This window comes from Pantoea ananatis PA13 (assembly GCF_000233595.1).
Taxonomy (GTDB): domain Bacteria; phylum Pseudomonadota; class Gammaproteobacteria; order Enterobacterales; family Enterobacteriaceae; genus Pantoea; species Pantoea ananatis.
The window spans coordinates 94,220-115,356 of sequence record NC_017554.1 but is presented as its reverse complement, the minus strand read 5'-3'; the positions used below and the strand labels follow the sequence as shown (position 1 = coordinate 115,356).

Annotated in this window: 14 protein-coding genes, 2 tRNA genes and 3 rRNA genes; 6 read left to right on the top strand and 13 right to left on the bottom strand. The window is 52.0% G+C overall.

What is annotated here, in order from left to right; genetic code table 11:
* Positions 1-138: 138 nt before the first annotated feature.
* Together glnL and glnG are read left to right on the top strand one after the other, a co-directional pair.
* Positions 139-1,188 (top strand): nitrogen regulation protein NR(II), encoded by a 1,050-nt coding sequence (gene glnL, locus PAGR_RS00515; RefSeq protein ID WP_014332990.1) that lies wholly within the window; start codon positions 139-141, stop codon positions 1,186-1,188.
* Between the two features lie 7 nt (positions 1,189-1,195).
* On the top strand, positions 1,196-2,605 hold the full coding sequence (gene glnG / locus PAGR_RS00510) for a nitrogen regulation protein NR(I) (protein ID WP_014332989.1): 1,410 nt from the start codon (positions 1,196-1,198) through the stop codon (positions 2,603-2,605).
* Between the two features lie 40 nt (positions 2,606-2,645).
* Here glnG and hemN read toward each other — a convergent pair whose 3' ends face one another.
* Positions 2,646-4,019, bottom strand: coding sequence for an oxygen-independent coproporphyrinogen III oxidase (gene hemN / locus PAGR_RS00505; RefSeq protein ID WP_014604731.1), 1,374 nt, complete (start codon positions 4,017-4,019; stop codon positions 2,646-2,648).
* A gap of 234 nt (positions 4,020-4,253) precedes the next feature.
* The gene (gene yihI, locus PAGR_RS00500; RefSeq protein ID WP_014604730.1) at positions 4,254-4,775 is read right to left on the bottom strand and encodes a Der GTPase-activating protein YihI; all 522 of its coding nucleotides are present in this window, start codon (positions 4,773-4,775) and stop codon (positions 4,254-4,256) included.
* 549 nt (positions 4,776-5,324) lie between these two features.
* Here yihI and yihA point away from each other — a divergent pair.
* On the top strand, positions 5,325-5,960 hold the full coding sequence (yihA, locus tag PAGR_RS00495; protein ID WP_033766259.1) for a ribosome biogenesis GTP-binding protein YihA/YsxC: 636 nt from the start codon (positions 5,325-5,327) through the stop codon (positions 5,958-5,960).
* 79 nt (positions 5,961-6,039) lie between these two features.
* Here yihA and spfP read toward each other — a convergent pair whose 3' ends face one another.
* The 5 genes from spfP to PAGR_RS00475 all read right to left on the bottom strand — a co-directional run bounded on the left by spfP (position 6,040) and on the right by PAGR_RS00475 (position 11,485).
* Positions 6,040-6,087 (bottom strand): small protein SpfP, encoded by a 48-nt coding sequence (gene spfP, locus PAGR_RS24430; RefSeq protein WP_071892919.1) that lies wholly within the window; start codon positions 6,085-6,087, stop codon positions 6,040-6,042.
* 268 nt (positions 6,088-6,355) lie between these two features.
* Complete coding sequence (polA, locus tag PAGR_RS00490; RefSeq protein WP_014332985.1) at positions 6,356-9,142, bottom strand: DNA polymerase I; 2,787 nt, start codon at positions 9,140-9,142, stop codon at positions 6,356-6,358.
* 380 nt (positions 9,143-9,522) lie between these two features.
* On the bottom strand, positions 9,523-10,152 hold the full coding sequence (gene dsbA / locus PAGR_RS00485) for a thiol:disulfide interchange protein DsbA (protein ID WP_013027789.1): 630 nt from the start codon (positions 10,150-10,152) through the stop codon (positions 9,523-9,525).
* A gap of 25 nt (positions 10,153-10,177) precedes the next feature.
* Positions 10,178-11,164, bottom strand: a complete 987-nt coding sequence (locus tag PAGR_RS00480) for a serine/threonine protein kinase (RefSeq protein ID WP_013027790.1) — start codon at positions 11,162-11,164, stop codon at positions 10,178-10,180.
* A gap of 45 nt (positions 11,165-11,209) precedes the next feature.
* Positions 11,210-11,485, bottom strand: coding sequence for a YihD family protein (locus tag PAGR_RS00475; RefSeq protein WP_013027791.1), 276 nt, complete (start codon positions 11,483-11,485; stop codon positions 11,210-11,212).
* A 52-nt stretch (positions 11,486-11,537) separates the two neighbouring features.
* On the opposite strand from PAGR_RS00475, the gene mobA reads away from it, so the two are divergent.
* Both mobA and mobB read left to right on the top strand, forming a co-directional pair.
* Positions 11,538-12,110, top strand: coding sequence for a molybdenum cofactor guanylyltransferase MobA (gene mobA, locus PAGR_RS00470; protein ID WP_014604729.1), 573 nt, complete (start codon positions 11,538-11,540; stop codon positions 12,108-12,110).
* A complete protein-coding gene (gene mobB, locus PAGR_RS00465) occupies positions 12,110-12,625 on the top strand; it encodes a molybdopterin-guanine dinucleotide biosynthesis protein MobB (protein ID WP_013027793.1) in 516 nt (171 codons plus the stop codon). Before mobA ends, mobB begins: the two co-directional genes overlap by 1 nt.
* A 312-nt stretch (positions 12,626-12,937) precedes the next feature.
* Here the strand turns inward: mobB and rrf are convergent.
* From rrf to PAGR_RS00440, 5 genes are all read right to left on the bottom strand, one after another.
* A 5S ribosomal RNA gene (rrf, locus tag PAGR_RS00460) occupies positions 12,938-13,053 on the bottom strand.
* 103 nt (positions 13,054-13,156) lie between these two features.
* Positions 13,157-16,063, bottom strand: a 23S ribosomal RNA gene (locus PAGR_RS00455).
* Between the two features lie 235 nt (positions 16,064-16,298).
* Positions 16,299-16,374: transfer RNA gene (locus PAGR_RS00450), tRNA-Ala, on the bottom strand.
* Positions 16,375-16,522: 148 nt separating this feature from the next.
* A tRNA-Ile gene (locus PAGR_RS00445) sits at positions 16,523-16,599 on the bottom strand.
* A 73-nt stretch (positions 16,600-16,672) separates the two neighbouring features.
* Positions 16,673-18,212: ribosomal RNA gene (locus tag PAGR_RS00440) — 16S ribosomal RNA — on the bottom strand.
* Together the 16S, 23S and 5S rRNA genes with 2 tRNA genes alongside form the textbook arrangement of a ribosomal RNA operon.
* A 539-nt stretch (positions 18,213-18,751) precedes the next feature.
* On the opposite strand from PAGR_RS00440, the gene mdtD reads away from it, so the two are divergent.
* Positions 18,752-20,152 carry a multidrug transporter subunit MdtD gene (gene mdtD, locus PAGR_RS00435; RefSeq protein WP_013023912.1) on the top strand — a complete coding sequence of 467 codons (1,401 nt, stop codon included), beginning with the start codon at positions 18,752-18,754 and terminating at the stop codon, positions 20,150-20,152.
* On the opposite strand, the gene rbsR is transcribed toward mdtD, so the two are convergent.
* Positions 20,149-21,132, bottom strand: a complete 984-nt coding sequence (gene rbsR / locus PAGR_RS00430; RefSeq protein ID WP_014604728.1) for a ribose operon transcriptional repressor RbsR — start codon at positions 21,130-21,132, stop codon at positions 20,149-20,151. The two genes, mdtD and rbsR, sit on opposite strands and share 4 nt — an antisense overlap.
* Positions 21,133-21,137: the final 5 nt, after the last annotated feature.

The following is a 21,137-nucleotide window of genomic DNA, read 5'->3' as shown; positions in this document are numbered from 1 at the left end:
GTCTGAAACGTTTTTTTGTTGCCGTGGAAACTTTAGCCCATCTTCGGATGGGCTTTTTTCTCCGCGAATTCATCGTTCATTCGCTTTAATTCCGGCTTAAAGATTACAATGCACTAAATCAGTGCAGAGGAACGCTGTATGGCAACTGCCTCACTGCCCGATGCCGGGCAGATTCTCAATACCTTAATCAACAGTATTTTGTTGGTGGATAACGATTTGGTTATTCACTACGCCAACCCCGCGGCACAGCAATTACTGGCGCAAAGCTCGCGTAAATTATTCGGCACGCCGTTACCTGAACTGACCGGCTACTTTTCGCTGAATGTCGAGGTAATGCGCGAGAGTCTTGAGGCGGGCCAGGGCTTTACGGACAGTGAAGTTACCCTGGTGGTCGATGGTCGGGCACATATTATGTCGCTGACAGCGCAGCGCTTGCCTGATGGCCTGATTTTGCTGGAAATGGCGCCCATGGATAATCAACGTCGCCTGAGCCAGGAACAACTCCAGCATGCTCAGCAGGTTGCGGCACGCGATCTGGTGCGTGGGCTGGCTCATGAGATTAAAAATCCGTTAGGCGGACTGCGCGGTGCGGCCCAGCTGCTGTCTCGCGCCCTGCCCGATCCCGCGCTGAATGAATATACCAAAGTCATTATTGAACAGGCCGATCGCCTGCGGAATCTGGTGGATCGCTTATTAGGGCCGCAACAGCCCGGGATGCACATCACCCAGAGTATTCATCAGGTCGCCGAACGGGTGGTCAACCTGGTCTCAATGGAGCTGCCAGAAAATGTGTCTCTGGTCCGCGATTACGATCCCAGCCTGCCGGAGTTGCCCCACGATCCCGACCAGATTGAACAGGTACTGCTGAATGTGGTGCGTAATGCGCTGCAGGCGCTGGGCGAGGACGGTGGCACGATAGTCATTCGCACCCGTACCGCCTTTCAGCTGACGCTGCACGGTACGCGGTATCGCCTGGTCGCCCGTATTGATATCGAAGATGACGGTCCCGGCATTCCGGCTCAGCTTCAGGATACGCTGTTTTATCCGATGGTAAGCGGACGTGAAGGCGGAACCGGTTTAGGTCTTTCTATTGCCCGTAGCCTGATTGATCAGCATTCAGGAAAAATTGAGTTTAACAGTTGGCCAGGTCATACCGAATTTTCGGTTTACCTGCCTATTCGCCAGTGAGGTTTCTATGCAACGAGGGATAGTCTGGATCGTCGATGACGATAGCTCCATCCGCTGGGTGCTTGAACGCGCGCTCACTGGAGCCGGTTTGAGCTGTGCGACCTTTGACAGTGCGAACGACGTGCTGAACGCATTAGCGACAAAAACGCCGGACGTTTTATTGTCAGACATTCGTATGCCCGGAATGGACGGGCTGACGCTGCTAAAACAGATTAAACAGCGCCATCCCATGCTCCCGGTCATCATCATGACGGCGCACTCCGATCTGGATGCCGCGGTCAGTGCCTATCAGCAAGGGGCCTTTGATTATCTGCCCAAGCCGTTTGATATTGATGAGGCTGTTGCGCTGGTCGAGCGCGCCATCAGCCACTATCAGGAACAGCAGCAGCCACGTAATCAGCCTGTCAGCGGCCCGACCACCGATATTATCGGCGAAGCACCCGCCATGCAGGATGTGTTTCGTATTATTGGCCGTCTCTCTCGCTCGTCGATCAGCGTCCTGATCAACGGGGAATCCGGTACGGGTAAAGAACTGGTTGCGCATGCGCTGCATCGCCACAGCCCTCGCAGCAAAGCCCCGTTTATTGCCCTGAATATGGCCGCGATTCCCAAGGATTTGATCGAGTCAGAACTGTTTGGTCATGAAAAAGGGGCGTTTACCGGTGCCAATCAGATCCGTCAGGGCCGTTTTGAACAGGCTGATGGCGGCACGCTGTTTTTAGACGAAATCGGCGATATGCCGCTGGATGTTCAGACACGACTGCTGCGCGTTCTGGCTGACGGGCAATTTTACCGCGTCGGCGGCTATGCGCCGGTAAAAGTTGACGTCCGTATTATTGCCGCAACGCATCAGAACCTTGAACTGCGGGTGCAGGAAGGCAAGTTCCGTGAGGATTTATTCCATCGTCTGAACGTCATCCGCGTGCATCTGCCGCCGTTGCGTGAGCGCCGTGAGGATATCCCGCGTCTGGCCCGTTATTTCCTCCAGGTTGCGGCACGGGAACTGGGGGTTGAGGCCAAGATTCTGCACGCGGAAACCGAAACCGCGCTGACACGTCTGCACTGGTCGGGTAACGTGCGCCAGTTGGAGAATACCTGTCGGTGGTTAACCGTTATGGCTGCGGGACAGGAAGTGCTGATCCAGGATCTTCCGCCAGAGCTGTTTGAATCCAGTACCCCGGAAAGCCCTACTCAGTCGTTGCCGGATAACTGGGCAACCCTGCTGGCGCAGTGGGCTGACCGCGCCTTGCGTTCCGGTCATCAAAATCTACTGTCTGAAGCCCAGCCGGAGATGGAGCGTACGTTGCTGACCACGGCGCTCCGTCATACTCAGGGCCACAAACAGGAAGCGGCACGTTTGCTGGGTTGGGGGAGAAATACCCTGACGCGTAAGCTCAAAGAACTGGGGATGGAATAAGAAATCCACTGCCGGAACAGCGCAGGCTGCTCCGGCTTTTTTATATGACGCGTGAAAACTGCTGCTGCCGCGCCTTGTGACGTAGATACGCATCAAAACACATACAGATATTTCGAATCAGCAAGCGTCCGGCTCCCGTCACTCTCAGGTCCGTTGCATGCTGCTCCACCAGCCCATCACTAATCAGCGGTTTTAACAGCGCCATGTCTTCAGCAAAATAGCGTTCAAACTGAATATTCCACTGCGCTTCGACCGTGCTGAAATCAAGTGAGAAATTGCAGATCAGCCTTTTAATCACGTCGCGACGTAAGCAGTCGTCTTCACTGAGCAGTAATCCGCGCCACAGGCCATGGCCCTGTTTTTCAACCTGACTGTACCAGTCGTTAAGCCCTTTCTGGTTTTGCGCATAGCTGTCGCCGATCATGCTAATCGCAGATACGCCAAGCCCCAGCAAGTCACTGTCGCCCTGTGTCGTATAACCCTGAAAGTTGCGGTGCAGTTTTCCTTCACGTTGCGCAACTGCCAGCTCGTCCTGCGGTTTAGCAAAGTGATCCATACCAATAAACTGATAGCCCTGTTGGGTCAGCGTGGTAATGGTCTGCTGGAGGATATCCAGCTTCTGCTGTGCTGAGGGCAGCTCATCTTCTTTAATTTTACGCTGTGCGGCGAACAGCGCGGGGAGATGGGCATAGTTAAAGACGCTGAGGCGATCAGGATCCAATGCGATAACGCGCTGCAAGGTATAAGCGAAGCTTTCAGGCGTTTGCAGCGGCAACCCGTAAATCAAATCGATGCTGGTTGAACGAAATCCCTGCTCGCGCGCCCGCGCCATCAAGGCAAAAATGACCGCTTCATCCTGTACCCGATTCACCCGCTCCTGCACGGCTTTATTGAAATCCTGCACGCCCATGCTCAGGCGATTGAAACCACACGCGCGCAGGTGATCGATCATATCCAGTTCAATTTCACGTGGATCGACCTCGATCGACATCTCTGCGTCGTCGATAAAGGTAAAGTACTGCTTCAACAGCGCCACCAGCCGGCTGATTTGCTGTTTATTAAGGAACGTGGGCGTTCCGCCGCCCCAGTGCAGCTGGCTAACCTGACGACCCTTAAACAGCGGTGCGCGGGCAGTGATCTCCTGCTCAAGCGCATTCAGATAACGGTCGGCTTTATGCAGCTGACGCGTGACAATCTTATTGCAGCCACAGAAGTAGCACAGGCGATGACAGAACGGGATGTGGATATACAGCGATAAGGCACGTTGCGGATAACGTTCAATGGCGTGTCTGAAGTCGTTATCGGTAAACTTATCGTTGAACGCTAAGGCGGTGGGATAAGACGTGTAACGCGGACCGGCAGAGTTATATTTTTCAATTAACGCCTGGTCCCACTTGATCTGCATTGCTGACATGCTCACTCCTTCCGCTTACGTTGCCGTCGTAAAGGTCGCGATCCAGAAGGAAAGAGAGGTGAGCGGGCGGAAACCCGACGTAAACGCTGCTTCAGACGCGACAGTCGCCGTAGTTTAAACAATAACCACAGCAGATAACATGTCATCAACAACACGAAAATTGATCCAGGCCAAAACATTGTCGTTTACCTGTTAAGCATGGCATGCGCATGCGCGCATGCCGATCAATACAGCTTAGTTACCTTTTAGCAGGCGATACATATCCTCTTCCGCCTCCTGGTCTTCCTCTTCGTCCATTTCAATACCAAGCTGTTCCATCAGTTCATCAATGCGATCCAGCGTCACGTCAAGCCAGCCCTGATCTTCTGATGACAACGTCTCACCCTTTTCAAGACGATCGAGCAGCGCATCCAGGCGCTCACTGTTCTCCAGCTGCGCCAGCTCCTCTTCAGGCGTGAGAGACACTTTTTTCTCCCTCGCCGGTTTGGCCGCGACGTTTTTCGCTTTTGCCGGTGCGGCCTTTTCGTCAGCAATCAATGCCACTGGCTTCTTGCTGCCAATACGCGGATCTTTCGCGGCGGCGCTTTGCTTGCCGTTGTTACTCTGCGTTTGCGGGTTAGCACGGCTGCCTGACGCATGGCCACGATGCTTTTTATCGCGTTTACGATCGCGCGCTTCATTATTGATATCTTCACGCGATTTACGTTTAGCTTTGGCGACAGGCTTACCTTTCGCAGCGCTTGCAGGTTGCTTCATGATGTTCGGTCCCGGTGTTTTTTATTCAGTATAGAATTGCGGCGAAATCTAGCAGAAACCAGACAAAGAAAAAAGGCGACAGCTCAAGCTGTCGCCTTATTTCATACCTTCAGCAGAAGGAATCATGTTTCAAATCCGTTTCGGCTCACAACGTCCCGGTTAATCCTGCGCCTGCTCAACTCCTGAGCGTATCCCTTTCCTTTTCCGGCTCCCATCCATAGCCATTTCCATTCCAGCCGCTCTTCGTTATCCCAACATTCCTGAGCGCATCATCCTGATGAGTGCATCCTGCACTGCTGAATAATGTAGACCATATGGTAAAAGGCTCAAGTAACACATGTCAGTCTTTAGGCGAAAAAACCTGTACTTAAGTATAATTCACTGAATTTTAATGGTTTATTTTTTTAATTATTTAACTAAAAAGAGACATAACGGGCAAAATTTATGGCAAATATCTTACAAAGGCGCCTCACCAATGGTATTGAGCACTTTCGCGCCATAACGCGTATAATCAGCGCCATTGCCCTAATGCGTTTCTGGAGTATTCCCTTGTCTGAACTGAATTACCATGTCACCCGCTTCATTCTTAGCGCACCGGACATCCGCCATTTGCCCTCTGATACCGGCATTGAAGTTGCGTTTGCTGGTCGTTCAAACGCGGGTAAATCCAGCGCCTTAAATACGCTCACCAATCAAAAAGGCCTGGCGCGAACCAGTAAAACACCCGGTCGTACGCAGCTGATTAACCTGTTTGAAGTTGCAGAAGGCAAGCGCCTCGTAGACTTACCGGGTTACGGCTATGCTGAAGTGCCAGAAGAGATGAAACTCAAATGGCAACGGGCATTGGGCGAATATCTGCAAAAAAGGCAGGCGCTTAAAGGCCTGGTGATACTGATGGATATCCGCCACCCGCTTAAAGATCTGGATCAGCAAATGATTCAGTGGGCGGTTGAGAGCGAGATCCCTGTACTCCTGCTGCTGACTAAAGCTGACAAGCTCGCTTCCGGCGCACGTAAAGCCCAGCTCAATATGGTGAAAGAAGCCTCAATGGCGTTTATGGGTGATGTGCAGGTTGAGGTTTTCTCATCGCTGAAAAAAATCGGCGTCGACAAAGTGCGCCATAAGCTGAATAGCTGGTTTAGTGAACTCGAACCTGCTGTTGAAGATCAGGGCACTGAAGCCTGACAAACCTCACAGGCTGCCGTTTTTTAGCGTCAGCCCAATAAAAAACGCCCCAGTCACAGAATGACTGGGGCGGCTAAATTCAGCCAAATCCGATTACGTGAAGTAAAAGGTCTGAAAGATAGAACATCTTACCTCTGTACCCTACGCCTCGAACTTTACCTGATTTTTTGTGAGCAACAAAGGTTTTTTTGTTGCTCTCTTTCATTTTTAGTCACTTTTTTTACCATGCTCGTCACAAAAATGAGGATGGCATGTAGTTAAATTACAAAAAAAGTGCTTAGGCCATAATAAGTTACTGCATCGTTTTGCAGCGCCGGTACCACGGTGTGCCGGCTTCATGCCTGATCACGTGATAATGCGCCAGCGGTGGCGCATAAACGCCACCAGCCAGAGTCTTAATGCGCCTGATCCCAGTTGTCGCCTACGCCGACTTCGACCAGTAAGGGGACATCCAGCGCCATACTGCCCTCCATCAGCGCGCGAATCTGCTTGCTGGCTTCATCGACGGCTTCAGCTTTGATTTCAAACACCAGTTCATCGTGCACTTGCATGATCATCCTGACCGCATCATCGGTTTGCTTTTGTAACCAGTCATCGACCGCAATCATAGCGCGTTTGATGATATCCGCGGCCGTTCCCTGCATGGGGGCATTAATCGCCGCACGTTCAGCAGCTTTACGACGAATGGCATTACTGGACTTGATGTCGGGCAACCACAAACGGCGTCCATCCAGCGTTTCAACATACCCGTTACTGGCTGCAAGCTGCCGCGTGTTTTCCATATAGCGCAGCACGCCAGGATAGCGCTCGAAGTACAAATCCATATACTTTTTCGCTTCGCCTGCGCCAATGTTCAGCTGGCGAGATAATCCAAACGCGCTCATGCCGTAGATAAGACCAAAGTTGATGGCCTTGGCGCTACGACGTTGTTCGCCCGTGACCTTAGACAGCGGCACGCCAAAGACCTCTGACGCAGTGGCACGGTGAATATCTTCTCCCTGAGAAAAGGCATCAAGCAGCCCTTTATCCTGTGACAGATGCGCCATGATACGCAGTTCAATCTGTGAATAGTCCGCCGCCACGATACGGTTCCCCTTGCCCGCAACAAAGGCCTGACGAATGCGGCGTCCTTCATCGTTACGGACCGGGATGTTTTGCAGGTTAGGATCGGTTGAAGACAGGCGACCGGTAGCCGTTACCGCCTGATGATAGGACGTGTGCACGCGACCGCTGACAGGATTGATCATCAGCGGCAGTTTATCAGTGTAAGTTGACTTCAGTTTCGACAACCCACGGTGCTCCAGAATGACCTTTGGCAGCGGATAGTCCAGTGCCAGCTCAGCCAGGACTTCTTCACTGGTAGAAGGCGCGCCTCCGGGTGTTTTCTTCGTCGGCTTAATGCCCTGCTTTTCAAACAGGATGACCTGCAGCTGCTTGGTCGATGAGAGATTAAAGGGCTCGCCCGCCAGCTCATGCGCTTTAAGCTCAAGCTCAGCCAGGCGCGATGTCAGCTCTTTAGAGTGCTGCGCCAGAATGGCTTGATCGATCAATACGCCGTTACGCTCAACACGTGAAATCACCTTAAGCAGGGGCATTTCAATTTGTTCAAAAACCTTTTTAGGGCCGGCTTCTTTTTCAAGCTCAGGCCACATTTTCAAATGCAGTTGCAGAGTGACATCGGCATCTTCTGCTGCGTAATGTGCAGCCTGCTCTAAAGCGATTTGATTAAATGTGAGCTGATTTTTCCCTTTACCGGCGATCTCTTCAAAGGTAATGGTTTTATGATTCAGCCACCGCGCAGACAGGCTGTCCATATCATGCTTGCCTACTACGCTGTTCAGAATATATGACTCCAGCATGGTGTCATATTTGATACCGGCGAGTTCAATATCGTAGTTTTTCAGCACGCCACGATCGTATTTGAGATTTTGCCCCACTTTACTGGCGTCAGGATCTTCGAGCAGCGGCTTGAGTTGGGCAAGAACGGCATCGCGGTCGAGCTGCTCCGGCGCATCAAGGTAATCATGTGCCACGGGCAGGTAAGCCGCCTCACCTGGCGCTACCGCAAAACTGAGGCCGACGATATTAGCCGTTAACGTATCCAGCCCATCGGTTTCGAGATCGAACGCAAAGACCTCGCTGTTTTTCAGCTTCTCCACCCAGGCATCTAAGGTTTGCTGATCCAGAATGGTGATATAGCCGTCAGCCGATAACAGGCTGGTGGCCTCAACGCTCGCCACCGGCTCATCGGTAAGAACCTGCTGGGCTTGCCGGTTGCTTTTAGTACCCTGCAGCCATTTTCCCTCTTGCAGGTCGGTCAACCAGCGCTTGAATTCGAAACGGCTAAATAGCGCTTGCAGCGCGTTAACATCAGGTTCGCTGACCGTAAGCGCTTCACAGGGTTGATCGAGCTCGACGTCTGTTTTAATGGTGGCAAGTTGATAAGAAAGAAAAGCAACATCGCGATTCTGCTCCAGTTTCGCGGCCATGGTTTTTGCACCGCGAAAAGAGAGATCGGCGACTTTATCAAGGTTGTCGTAAATGGACTGCATCCCGCCCAGCCCCTGCAGCAGCGCCTGGGCTGTTTTTTCACCCACGCCGGGTACGCCGGGAATATTATCTGAGCTGTCTCCCATCATCGCCAGAAAATCGATGATCAACGACGGTGGCACACCATACTTCTGCTCAACCTCTTCTGGGCCAAGAATGGTATTCGTCATGGTATTGATTAGCGTAATGCCCGGTGTGACAAGCTGCGCCATATCTTTATCGCCGGTGCTAATCAGAACAGCGTGGCCTTTTTTCTCTGCCTCTAACGCCAGCGTACCAATCACATCGTCCGCTTCAACGCCGCTGACAGCCAACAGCGGCAAGCCCATCGCACGCACCATTTCGTGCAGCGGCTCTATTTGTGACCGCAAATCATCAGGCATCGGTGGGCGGTGGGATTTGTAATGTTCAAACAGTTCATCCCTGAAGGTTTTGCCTTTAGCATCAAACACCACAGCAACATGTGTAGGGCTGTACTGTACCAACAGGCTTTTCAGCATGTTGAGCACGCCATACATTGCACCAGTAGGCTCACCTGCGCTGTTGGTTAGCGGCGGGAAAGCGTGGTACGCGCGATAAAGATAGGATGAGCCATCAACCAAAATCAGGGGGTTTTCTGCTATTTGCGCCATATGTCTGTGTATTCTTCGTTGCCATGGATTGGCCTATAAGGATGCCACACCTTGGCGAAAAGGGTTAATCAAGACAAACAGGGAGTGACGTTTTTCGTGCTTCTGTAATGAGGATCGCAACGATCTTTCTGTGGATAACTTTGTGCGTAAAAATTATATCAATAGTTTATTTATGTCATAAAAAAGATTAAGCCAAAATTAAAAATAATAAAATCATATAGTTAATATAAATCCGTGATGCGATCGTGATTTTTAATGGCATGTTTGCTTGTGTGGATAGAAAAACTGTGCTTCTTCAACAGGTCAGCGATGGGCGCACAAATTACAAATGAAAACGCCAGCGTATGCTGGCGTTTTGCAAAAAACTCAGCGTAAAACGCTTATTTTTTCTCAACCAGGAACTTCACTACGTTGGCATAATCCGCCACGAAGTTCGCCATTGAGCTGGTATCCAGACCGCCGTTATTAACCATATATTTGCCGTTAATAAACATCGCTGGCACGCCGCGCAGATCAACGTCAGACGCCGCTTTTTGCTGCTGGGCAACAAGGGCTTTTACTGCAAAGCTGTTCCAGGCCGCATCGTACTGCTCAGAAGAAATGCCCGCTGCTTTGATGAATACGTCTTTCAGGCTGGCTGCATCCGTAATCGTCTGGCTTTTCTGAATGCCATCAAAAATAGGTGAAGTCACTTTATCTTCTACGCCCAGCGCCATCGCGACGGCCCACGCATGGGTGACAACGGGACCTAAGTCGCCGCCAAGGAAGTCAACGTGGTACTTCACCATCTTCGTATCGGCTGGCAGATTCTTTTTAACTGCATCACCGACATGGTAAATTTGCTCAAACTGGTAGCAGTGCGGGCAGAAAAAAGAGAAAAACTCCATGACCTGGGGTTCACCTGCAACAGGTTTAGGCAGGCTAACGTATTGTTTACCTTCAGTGAATTGTGCAGCAGATGCGCTGAACGCCAGCACCAAACCCATCAGTGCAAAAAATATTTTCTTCATTGGGGAAAACTCTCCTGACTTTTCATTAAAATTGCGGGGCCAGCTGCAACGGAGGTTCCCGTAACACCTTTTCCTGCTCGATAAACTGCAAAATTTGCCGGCGCCAGAAATCCTCATCCGTCATCCAGGGGAAAGCGCGCGGAAAAGCGGGATCCTGCCAGCGGCGCACGACCCAGGCCAGATAATAAATCATGCGCATAGCACGTAAAGGCTCAATCAGTGACAATTCGTTAATATCGAAGTCGCTGAATTCGCTGTATGCGTCCAACAGAATATCCCACTGAATACGCTGTTCCTGCCTATCGCCACTTATTAACATCCACAGATCCTGAATAGCGGGACCATTGCGGGCATCATCAAGATCGACAAACAGCGGGCCATCGCGCCACAGAATATTGCCCGGGTGGCAATCACCATGTAAGCGTAGCGGCTGCCAGTCGCTATGCCAGCACTGCCGCAGCGTGATGCCAAGTTTATCGACAGCTTCCAGCAATGCTGGGCGGAGTGACGCAGGCACGAGCTCAGCCTTTGCCAGGACTTCTCGCGGCTGCTCCAGATATTCTTCCAGCCCTATGGATGGGCGTTGCTGAAACAGGCTTTTGCGGCCAGTTTGATGAATACGTCCCAGGAAACGGCCTACCCATTCCATCTGATCTTCGTTGTCGGTTTCATACTGCCGTCCACCCAGGCTGGGAAAGACCGCATAGTAAAAGCCAGCATGACGTTGCAGCGTATCGCCCTGCAAAACTAACGGCGCGGCAATCGGCACCTCATCATCCAGTAAATCCTGGGAAAACCGATGCTCTTCGGTGATCTGTTCTGCACTCCAGCGCTGAGGGCGATAAAACTTGGCCACATAGCGACGTTTTTCATCGTCGCTAAACTGATAAACCCGATTTTCATAGCTGTTCAGGGCGGTTAAACCGGAATCTACCCGTATGCCCGTTTCCCAAAGCGCATCCAACAGGACATCAGGATTGAGTGTCTGGAAGTTAAAGGCGGCATCACTCATGGTTATCCCTGTGCTTATCTTTACGGTTAATGGCCAAGGATAACACTACTCGTCATTTTTGATGACACCACGTGCACGTAGCAGGGCGGTTTTAAAATCGACTTCATAATCTTTTTTCAAGCCTGGAATCTGATCGTCGCTGGCTGAATCACGCATTTTTAGATGATAAATCAATACGTCATCGCTTAATTCACTTAATGGGCCAATGAAACCAGACTCGTGGGCCAGTTTTTGTAAAAATGCCAACAGGTTAAGATCGGGCTCTTTCTCCCATGCCGGTTGCAGGAGTTCAAGCAGTTCAGTCAGCCGATGGGTTTTCATAATGATTCCTCAATGCAGGTGATTCACGTCCAGAATGACACAAGGAGACAAGATGGCAGCATTTACCGGTGTAATCCTTGCTGGTGGACAAGGTAGCCGTATGGGCGGGCAGGATAAAGGATTACTCATGATGCAGAGTAAACCCCTATACCAACACGTTCTACAGCGGTTGAGGCCGCAGGTAGACATTGTGTTAATAAGCGCTAACCGCAACATTGATCGTTATCAGCTAAGTGGTTATCAGGTCGTAACCGATTCAATCAAGGACTACCCAGGACCGCTTGCAGGTATGTTGAGCGGTTTACGGCACAGCCCCACTGATTGGGTGGCATTTTGTGCCTGTGATACACCTCAGATCCCCGGTGATTTTGTTGCGCGCCTCTGGCAGCAGCGTAACAACGCACCTGCTGTATGGGTGAAATCCTCCCAGCGGGATCATCCAACCCTGGCCTTGATGAATAAGGCGATTGCCGACGATCTGGAGACATGGTTGTTACGGGGGGAGCGCAGGCTTATGCAGTTTATGCGTGAGCATGGTGGGCACCCGGTTTTATTTAGCGATCCAGAGTCAGCGTTCAGCAACATCAATACGCCTGACGACCTTGTGGAGCAGGAGAAATCATAATGTGTGTTCCGTTGTTGGCCATTGTCGCCTGGAGTGGGACCGGTAAAACCACACTACTCGAGCAAGTTATACCCTTGTTAAGGGCGCAGGAGATACGTGCAGGATTAATTAAGCATACCCACCATGACATGGACGTAGATACGCCAGGCAAGGACAGTTATCGACTGCGCCAGGCCGGAGCCGATCAGGTTATTGTCGCCAGCGACAGGCGTTGGGCACTCATGTGTGAAACGCCTGAGCAGCCTGTCAGCTTAATGGCGTTAGTGGGACGAATGGACAGCGAACAGCTGGATGTAGTGTTAGTCGAAGGATTTAAAGATGAGCCAGTCGCCAAAATTGTGCTTTGGCGCTCGGGTATTAAAGGTGAGCTAGCAGCACTGCTGGATGAGAAGGTGGTGGCTGTCGCCTGTGACGACACGACTTTAAACCTGAATGTGCCCGTTTTGAACATCAACCAGCCACAAGAAGTGGCCGCATTTATCCTGACATGGCTGGGTAAAAAGGCGCATAGCTGACAACACAATGGGTAGCGAGTGGATGATGCAGATCAGCAGCGTTCAGTAGAGGGTTTTCCCGTCTTCGAACGGCAAAGAAGGTGTAATTACCATCATCGTTAGAGCCTGTCTGCCGCGTACCAGATGACGTGCCTGTGTTTTACGTCGCTCCGCCACTGCACCCGTGCCTTGCTGCAGGTTCACCCTTGCCCGCTAAACGCCGGTAAAGGGATGCGTCCGGTCCGGAACGGCGCAGAGATGAGGGGTTATCTGCCAGATCGCAGACGTAAAAAAGCCCTGAACGTCAGTTCAGGGCTTCTTCACTTGTTTGATGCCTGGCAGTTCCCTACTCTCGCATGGGGAGACCCCACACTACCATCGGCGCTACGGCGTTTCACTTCTGAGTTCGGCATGGGGTCAGGTGGGACCACCGCGCTACAGCCGCCAGGCAAATTCTGTTTCCCGCACCGCCCTCGCAGGCCGCACGGTTTTATCCGGTAAACAATGCTGAAAATTTAAATCGTCTCTCAACCAAAACGCCTCTGGCGTTGTAAGGTTAAGCCTCACGGGTCATTAGTACCGGTAAGCTCAACGCATCGCTGCGCTTACACACCCGGCCTATCAACGTCGTCGTCTTCAACGTCCCTTCAGGAGCCTTAAAGGCTCAGGGAGAACTCATCTCGGGGCAAGTTTCGTGCTTAGATGCTTTCAGCACTTATCTTTTCCGCACTTAGCTACCGGGCAGTGCCACTGGCGTGACAACCCGGACACCAGCGGTGCGTTCACTCCGGTCCTCTCGTACTAGGAGCAACCCCCCTCAATTCTCCAGCGCCCACGGCAGATAGGGACCGAACTGTCTCACGACGTTCTAAACCCAGCTCGCGTACCACTTTAAACGGCGAACAGCCGTACCCTTGGGACCTACTTCAGCCCCAGGATGTGATGAGCCGACATCGAGGTGCCAAACACCGCCGTCGATATGAACTCTTGGGCGGTATCAGCCTGTTATCCCCGGAGTACCTTTTATCCGTTGAGCGATGGCCCTTCCATTCAGAACCACCGGATCACTATGACCTGCTTTCGCACCTGCTCGAGCCGTCACTCTCGCAGTCAAGCTGGCTTATGCCATTGCACTAACCTCCTGATGTCCGACCAGGATTAGCCAACCTTCGTGCTCCTCCGTTACGCTTTGGGAGGAGACCGCCCCAGTCAAACTACCCACCAGACACTGTCCGCAGCCCGGATTACGGGCCTACGTTAGAACACCAAACATTAAAGGGTGGTATTTCAAGGCCGGCTCCACGCAGACTGGCGTCCACGCTTCAAAGCCTCCCACCTATCCTACACATCAAGGCTCAGTGTTCAGTGTCAAGCTGTAGTAAAGGTTCACGGGGTCTTTCCGTCTTGCCGCGGGTACACTGCATCTTCACAGCGATTTCAATTTCACTGAGTCTCGGGTGGAGACAGCCTGGCCATCATTACGCCATTCGTGCAGGTCGGAACTTACCCGACAAGGAATTTCGCTACCTTAGGACCGTTATAGTTACGGCCGCCGTTTACCGGGGCTTCGATCAAGAGCTTCTCCTTGCGGATAACCCCATCAATTAACCTTCCGGCACCGGGCAGGCGTCACACCGTATACGTCCACTTTCGTGTTTGCACAGTGCTGTGTTTTTAATAAACAGTTGCAGCCAGCTGGTATCTTCGACTGGCTTCAGCTCCGGGAGCAAGTCCCTTCACCTACGCGCCAGCGTGCCTTCTCCCGAAGTTACAGCACCATTTTGCCTAGTTCCTTCACCCGAGTTCTCTCAAGCGCCTTGGTATTCTCTACCTGACCACCTGTGTCGGTTTGGGGTACGATTTTGTGTTACCTGATGCTTAGAGGCTTTTCCTGGAAGCAGGGCATTTATCACTTCAGCACCGTAGTGCCTCGTCGTCACGCCTCAGTGTAAAGTGAACCGGATTTGCCTGGAACACACACCTACACGCTTAAACCGGGACAACCGTCGCCCGGCTGATATAGCCTTCTCCGTCCCCCCTTCGCAGTAACACCAAGTACAGGAATATTAACCTGTTTCCCATCGACTACGCCTTTCGGCCTCGCCTTAGGGGTCGACTCACCCTGCTCCGATTAACGTTGAACAGGAACCCTTGGTCTTCCGGCGACAAGGTTTTTCACCTTGTTTATCGTTACTTATGTCAGCATTCGCACTTCTGATACCTCCAGCATGCCTCACAGCACACCTTCGACGGCTTACAGAACGCTCCCCTACCCAACAACACATAGTGTCGCTGCCGCAGCTTCGGTGCATGGTTTAGCCCCGTTACATCTTCCGCGCAGGCCGACTCGACCAGTGAGCTATTACGCTTTCTTTAAATGATGGCTGCTTCTAAGCCAACATCCTGGCTGTCTGGGCCTTCCCACATCGTTTCCCACTTAACCATGACTTTGGGACCTTAGCTGGCGGTCTGGGTTGTTTCCCTCTTCACGACGGACGTTAGCACCCGCCGTGTGTCTCCCGTGATAACATTCTCCGGTATTCGCAGTTTGCATCGGGTTGGTAAGCCGGGATGGCCCCCTAGCCGAAACAGTGCTCTACCCCCGGAGATGAGTTCACGAGGCGCTACCTAAATAGCTTTCGGGGAGAACCAGCTATCTCCCGGTTTGATTGGCCTTTCACCCCCAGCCACAGGTCATCCGCTAATTTTTCAACATTAGTCGGTTCGGTCCTCCAGTTAGTGTTACCCAACCTTCAACCTGCCCATGGCTAGATCACCGGGTTTCGGGTCTATACCCTGCAACTTAACGCCCAGTTAAGACTCGGTTTCCCTGCGGCTCCCCTATACGGTTAACCTTGCTACAGAATATAAGTCGCTGACCCATTATACAAAAGGTACGCAGTCACCCCCATAAAGAAGGCTCCCACTGCTTGTACGTACACGGTTTCAGGTTCTGTTTCACTCCCCTCGCCGGGGTTCTTTTCGCCTTTCCCTCACGGTACTGGTTCACTATCGGTCAGTCAGGAGTATTTAGCCTTGGAGGATGGTCCCCCCATATTCAGACAGGATACCACGTGTCCCGCCTTACTCATCGAACTCACAGCCTGTGCACCTTTGTGTACGGGAGTATCACCCTGTACCCTGCGACTTTCCAGACGCTTCCACTGATGCACAAGCTGGTGATGGTTCTGGGCTCCTCCCCGTTCGCTCGCCGCTACTGGGGGAATCTCGGTTGATTTCTTTTCCTCGGGGTACTTAGATGTTTCAGTTCCCCCGGTTCGCCTCATACAGCTATGTATTCACTGCATGATAGTGTGTCGGAACACACTGGGTTTCCCCATTCGGGTATCGCCGGTTGTAGCGGTTCATATCACCTTACCGGCGCTTATCGCAGATTAGCACGCCCTTCATCGCCTCTGACTGCCAGGGCATCCACCGTGTACGCTTAGTCGCTTAACCTCACAACCCACAGGCGTTTATCTGTTTTACCGTAACGGCTTCACAGTTAGCTTGTAAGCTGTAAGCTTTTGAGAGACTCGAACGCGTTGTACTGTGTTCCTTATTACGGAGGAACACGACAATGCGTCGTTTCAAATTTTCAGCTTGTTCCGGATTGTTAAAGAGCAGAATACTTCGCAGCACACCGTTGCCGGTACGCTCTGAAGTATTTTCAGAAAAAATACAGTAGTGAGTATGGTGGAGCTAAGCGGGATCGAACCGCTGACCTCCTGCGTGCAAGGCAGGCGCTCTCCCAGCTGAGCTATAGCCCCATACAGTTACTGCAGAGACCACTACTACCACTCAACCGAGTAAACATCCTTCATCAAGAAGGATGCCATTTCGTCTCAGGCAAGGCATGCGGAAGGGACGTTTACGTCTGTAAACGACCGCGCGCATAACGCAGCATAAGAAGAAATTTGGTAGGCCTGAGTGGACTTGAACCACCGACCTCACCCTTATCAGGGGTGCGCTCTAACCACCTGAGCTACAAGCCTGTAGAGGTTTTTTCTGCTCGTGACTTTCTATCAGACAATCTGTGTGAGCACTTCGCGGGAAAGTATCTTCAGGTAAGGAGGTGATCCAACCGCAGGTTCCCCTACGGTTACCTTGTTACGACTTCACCCCAGTCATGAATCACAAAGTGGTAAGCGCCCTCCCGAAGGTTAAGCTACCTACTTCTTTTGCAACCCACTCCCATGGTGTGACGGGCGGTGTGTACAAGGCCCGGGAACGTATTCACCGTGGCATTCTGATCCACGATTACTAGCGATTCCGACTTCACGGAGTCGAGTTGCAGACTCCGATCCGGACTACGACGCACTTTATGAGGTCCGCTTGCTCTCGCGAGGTCGCTTCTCTTTGTATGCGCCATTGTAGCACGTGTGTAGCCCTACTCGTAAGGGCCATGATGACTTGACGTCATCCCCACCTTCCTCCGGTTTATCACCGGCAGTCTCCTTTGAGTTCCCGACCGAATCGCTGGCAACAAAGGATAAGGGTTGCGCTCGTTGCGGGACTTAACCCAACATTTCACAACACGAGCTGACGACAGCCATGCAGCACCTGTCTCACGGTTCCCGAAGGCACTAAGGCATCTCTGCCAAATTCCGTGGATGTCAAGAGTAGGTAAGGTTCTTCGCGTTGCATCGAATTAAACCACATGCTCCACCGCTTGTGCGGGCCCCCGTCAATTCATTTGAGTTTTAACCTTGCGGCCGTACTCCCCAGGCGGTCGACTTAACGCGTTAGCTCCGGAAGCCACTCCTCAAGGGAACAACCTCCAAGTCGACATCGTTTACGGCGTGGACTACCAGGGTATCTAATCCTGTTTGCTCCCCACGCTTTCGCACCTGAGCGTCAGTCTTCGTCCAGGGGGCCGCCTTCGCCACCGGTATTCCTCCAGATCTCTACGCATTTCACCGCTACACCTGGAATTCTACCCCCCTCTACGAGACTCAAGCCTGCCAGTTTCAAATGCAGTTCCCAGGTTAAGCCCGGGGATTTCACATCTGACTTAACAGACCGCCTGCGTGCGCTTTACGCCCAGTAATTCCGATTAACGCTTGCACCCTCCGTATTACCGCGGCTGCTGGCACGGAGTTAGCCGGTGCTTCTTCTGCGGGTAACGTCAATCGACGCGGTTATTAACCACATCGCCTTCCTCCCCGCTGAAAGTACTTTACAACCCGAAGGCCTTCTTCATACACGCGGCATGGCTGCATCAGGCTTGCGCCCATTGTGCAATATTCCCCACTGCTGCCTCCCGTAGGAGTCTGGACCGTGTCTCAGTTCCAGTGTGGCTGGTCATCCTCTCAGACCAGCTAGGGATCGTCGCCTAGGTGGGCCGTTACCCCGCCTACTAGCTAATCCCATCTGGGTTCATCCGATAGTGAGAGGCCCGAAGGTCCCCCTCTTTGGTCTTGCGACGTTATGCGGTATTAGCCACCGTTTCCAGTGGTTATCCCCCTCTATCGGGCAGATCCCCAGACATTACTCACCCGTCCGCCACTCGTCACCCGAGAGCAAGCTCTCTGTGCTACCGTCCGACTTGCATGTGTTAGGCCTGCCGCCAGCGTTCAATCTGAGCCATGATCAAACTCTTCAATTTAAAGTTTGATTTGCTTAAACAAGTTAAGCGGTGCTCATCTGTAAAACGTCATAATGAATTTCATTATGTGTTCACTCGTGAGGCTTTGATATTTTTTACGTCCGGAGACGCTGATATCAATCCTGCGAGTGCCCACACAGATTGTCTGATAAATTGTTAAAGAGCAGTGCGAACAGCGGGTTAACCGTCTGTCGCGAGGTGGCGTATATTACGCTTTCCTCCTTCAGAGTCAACCTCTTTTTCAGAAGTTTTTCTCCGGCGGAAACTCCTGGGAGCCTCCTGCTGAACACCGCGTTACGTAAGCCGTTGTGCCGTGTCAGTGGAGGCGCATTATAGGGAGTTCTTTCTGAGTGACAAGCATTAATTATAAAAAAATGTCTGAGCGGTTTATTTTTAAACGAACGAGGTAAAAAGCACCACTTCCTGCCTAAACAACGCACGGAAATCACCACGTAGTCTTTGAAAGAGGCGTATTGTGCATTTCTGCCAATGCTATTCTTCTTCATTATCTTTGCTGAAAACATTACGAAGGACGCTCAATGATTAAATCCGCGCGCAGTATGGCCGGTCTGCCATGGATTGCCGCTATGGCATTCTTTATGCAGTCACTGGATGCCACGATATTGAACACAGCCCTGCCCGCGATCGCCACCAGTCTTGACCGTTCCCCGCTTGCCATGCAGTCCGCCGTCATCAGCTACACCTTAACCGTTGCCATGCTTATCCCCGTCAGCGGCTGGCTTGCAGATCGTTACGGCACACGCAAAATCTTCATGATTGCCGTTTCGCTCTTTACCCTTGGCTCGTTAGCCTGCGCCTTGTCGCCTTCTTTATCTGTTCTGGTTACCTCCCGTGTCATTCAGGGCGTTGGTGGTGCCATGATGATGCCGGTAGCGCGCCTGGCACTCTTGCGCGCCTATCCGCGCAGTGAACTCTTACCCATCCTTAACTTTGTGACGATGCCGGGGTTAGTGGGGCCGATCCTGGGGCCGCTGTTGGGCGGTGTAATGGTGACGTATGCCACCTGGCACTGGATATTCCTGATTAACATCCCTATTGGCATACTGGGCATATTCTATGCGCGTAAATATATGCCTGACTTTACTACGCCTAAACGCCGCTTCGACTTTCTGGGCTTTTTACTCTTCGGCATCGGGTTGGTGATGATCTCCACCGGGATAGAGCTGTTTGGTGAGCGTATCGTCTCGCCCTGGATTGCGGCCGGGGTATTGTGTGGCGGTGTTGTGTTATTGCTTCTTTATATTGCGCACGCCCGACGTCACCCCTCTCCCCTTATTAATCTGCCAATGTTTAAGACCCGCACCTTCTCGGTAGGTATCATTGGCAACATCGCCTCGCGGCTTGGTACAGGCTGTGTGCCGTTTTTGATGCCGCTGATGCTTCAGGTGGGTTTCGGTTACTCGGCTATTCTGGCGGGATGCATGATGGCGCCCACGGCCGTAGGATCTATTCTGGCAAAACAAAGCGTGACGCAGCTGCTGCGCTGGTTTGGTTATCGCCGCTTGCTGGTCAGCATTACGGTGATTATCGGGTTCATGATTGCCAGCTTTTCACTGCAGTCACCTTCTGAAAGCATCGCATTATTATTGATACCGCTCTTTCTGCTGGGTATGGCGATGTCCACCCAGTTTACGGCGATGAATACTATTACGCTGGCTGATTTAGATGACGACAACGCCAGTGGCGGCAATAGCGTGCTAGCCGTGACACAACAACTGGCGATCAGTTTCGGTGTAGCGGTCAGCGCTGCTGTACTGCGTTTTTATCAGGAGTTTGATAGCACGACGGTAGAACAGTTCCATTCCACCTTCCTGACGATGGGCATCGTAACCGTGCTGTCGGCGCTAACATTTATGATGTTGCGCAATGGTGATGGACGTAACCTGATCAGCAATCGCGATAAAAAGAAAAAGGCTTAAACCGAGCCTCGCGGTACCAGCTCCGGCGTCAGTACCAGCGTTTGCTGGCTGACGTCGGGATTGCTCAGGCGGTGAATCAGCGTATCTATCGCCAGTTCGCCCAGTTCATCTTTAGGTTGATGAATAGTACTCAGCGGCGGTGACATATAGCGAGCCAGTTCAATATCGTCATATCCCATCACCGCCATATCCTGTGGAATCTGCAGTCCGGCCTGATGCAATGCGTGATAAACGCCAACCGCCATCGCGTCGTTGCTGGTAAAAACAGCATGCGGCGGCGTTTCCAGCGCCAGCAATTCAAACATTGCGTTGTAGCCGCCTGAAAACTCAAAGTCGCCACTGACAACATATTCTGGCGGAACATGCAGACCGCTTTTCTGCATCGCCTGGTAATAACCTTCCAGTCGCATGCGTGCAGGTGTTTTATCAAGCGGCCCAGAAATACAGGCAATACGCGAGTAGCCACTGTCAATTAGGTGCTGCGTGGCCAGCTCTCCCCCTAACAACGCGTTATCCTGAATAATATCGCCATGGCCTTCAAAAGGTGCCCAGTCCATCATCACCGTTGGGATAGAAGGATAACGATTAAGGATTTCGGCCGAAGGCAGATGACTCTCGGTACACATGATAAGCAAGCCATCAACGCGCTTTTGCAGCAGCGTTTCCAGGCTACGATTCATGCGCGCTTCGTCGCCAGCGGTATTACAAAGAATCAGACTGTATCCCCGCTCATAGCAACTGTCTTCCACCCCACGCACGACTTCTGCATAAAAAGGGTTGCTACTGGCAGTCAGCAGCATGCCGATGGTATTGGTTTGGTTAAGCTTGAGGCTACGCGCTAATGCCGACGGCGCGTAGTTGAGTTCGCGGATCGCCTGTTCAATTTTTTCACGCACGCCGTCACTGACAAAACGGTTCTTGTTGATGACGTGTGAAACCGTTGAAGTTGAGACACCCGCCAGTCGGGCGACATCTTTCATCGTAG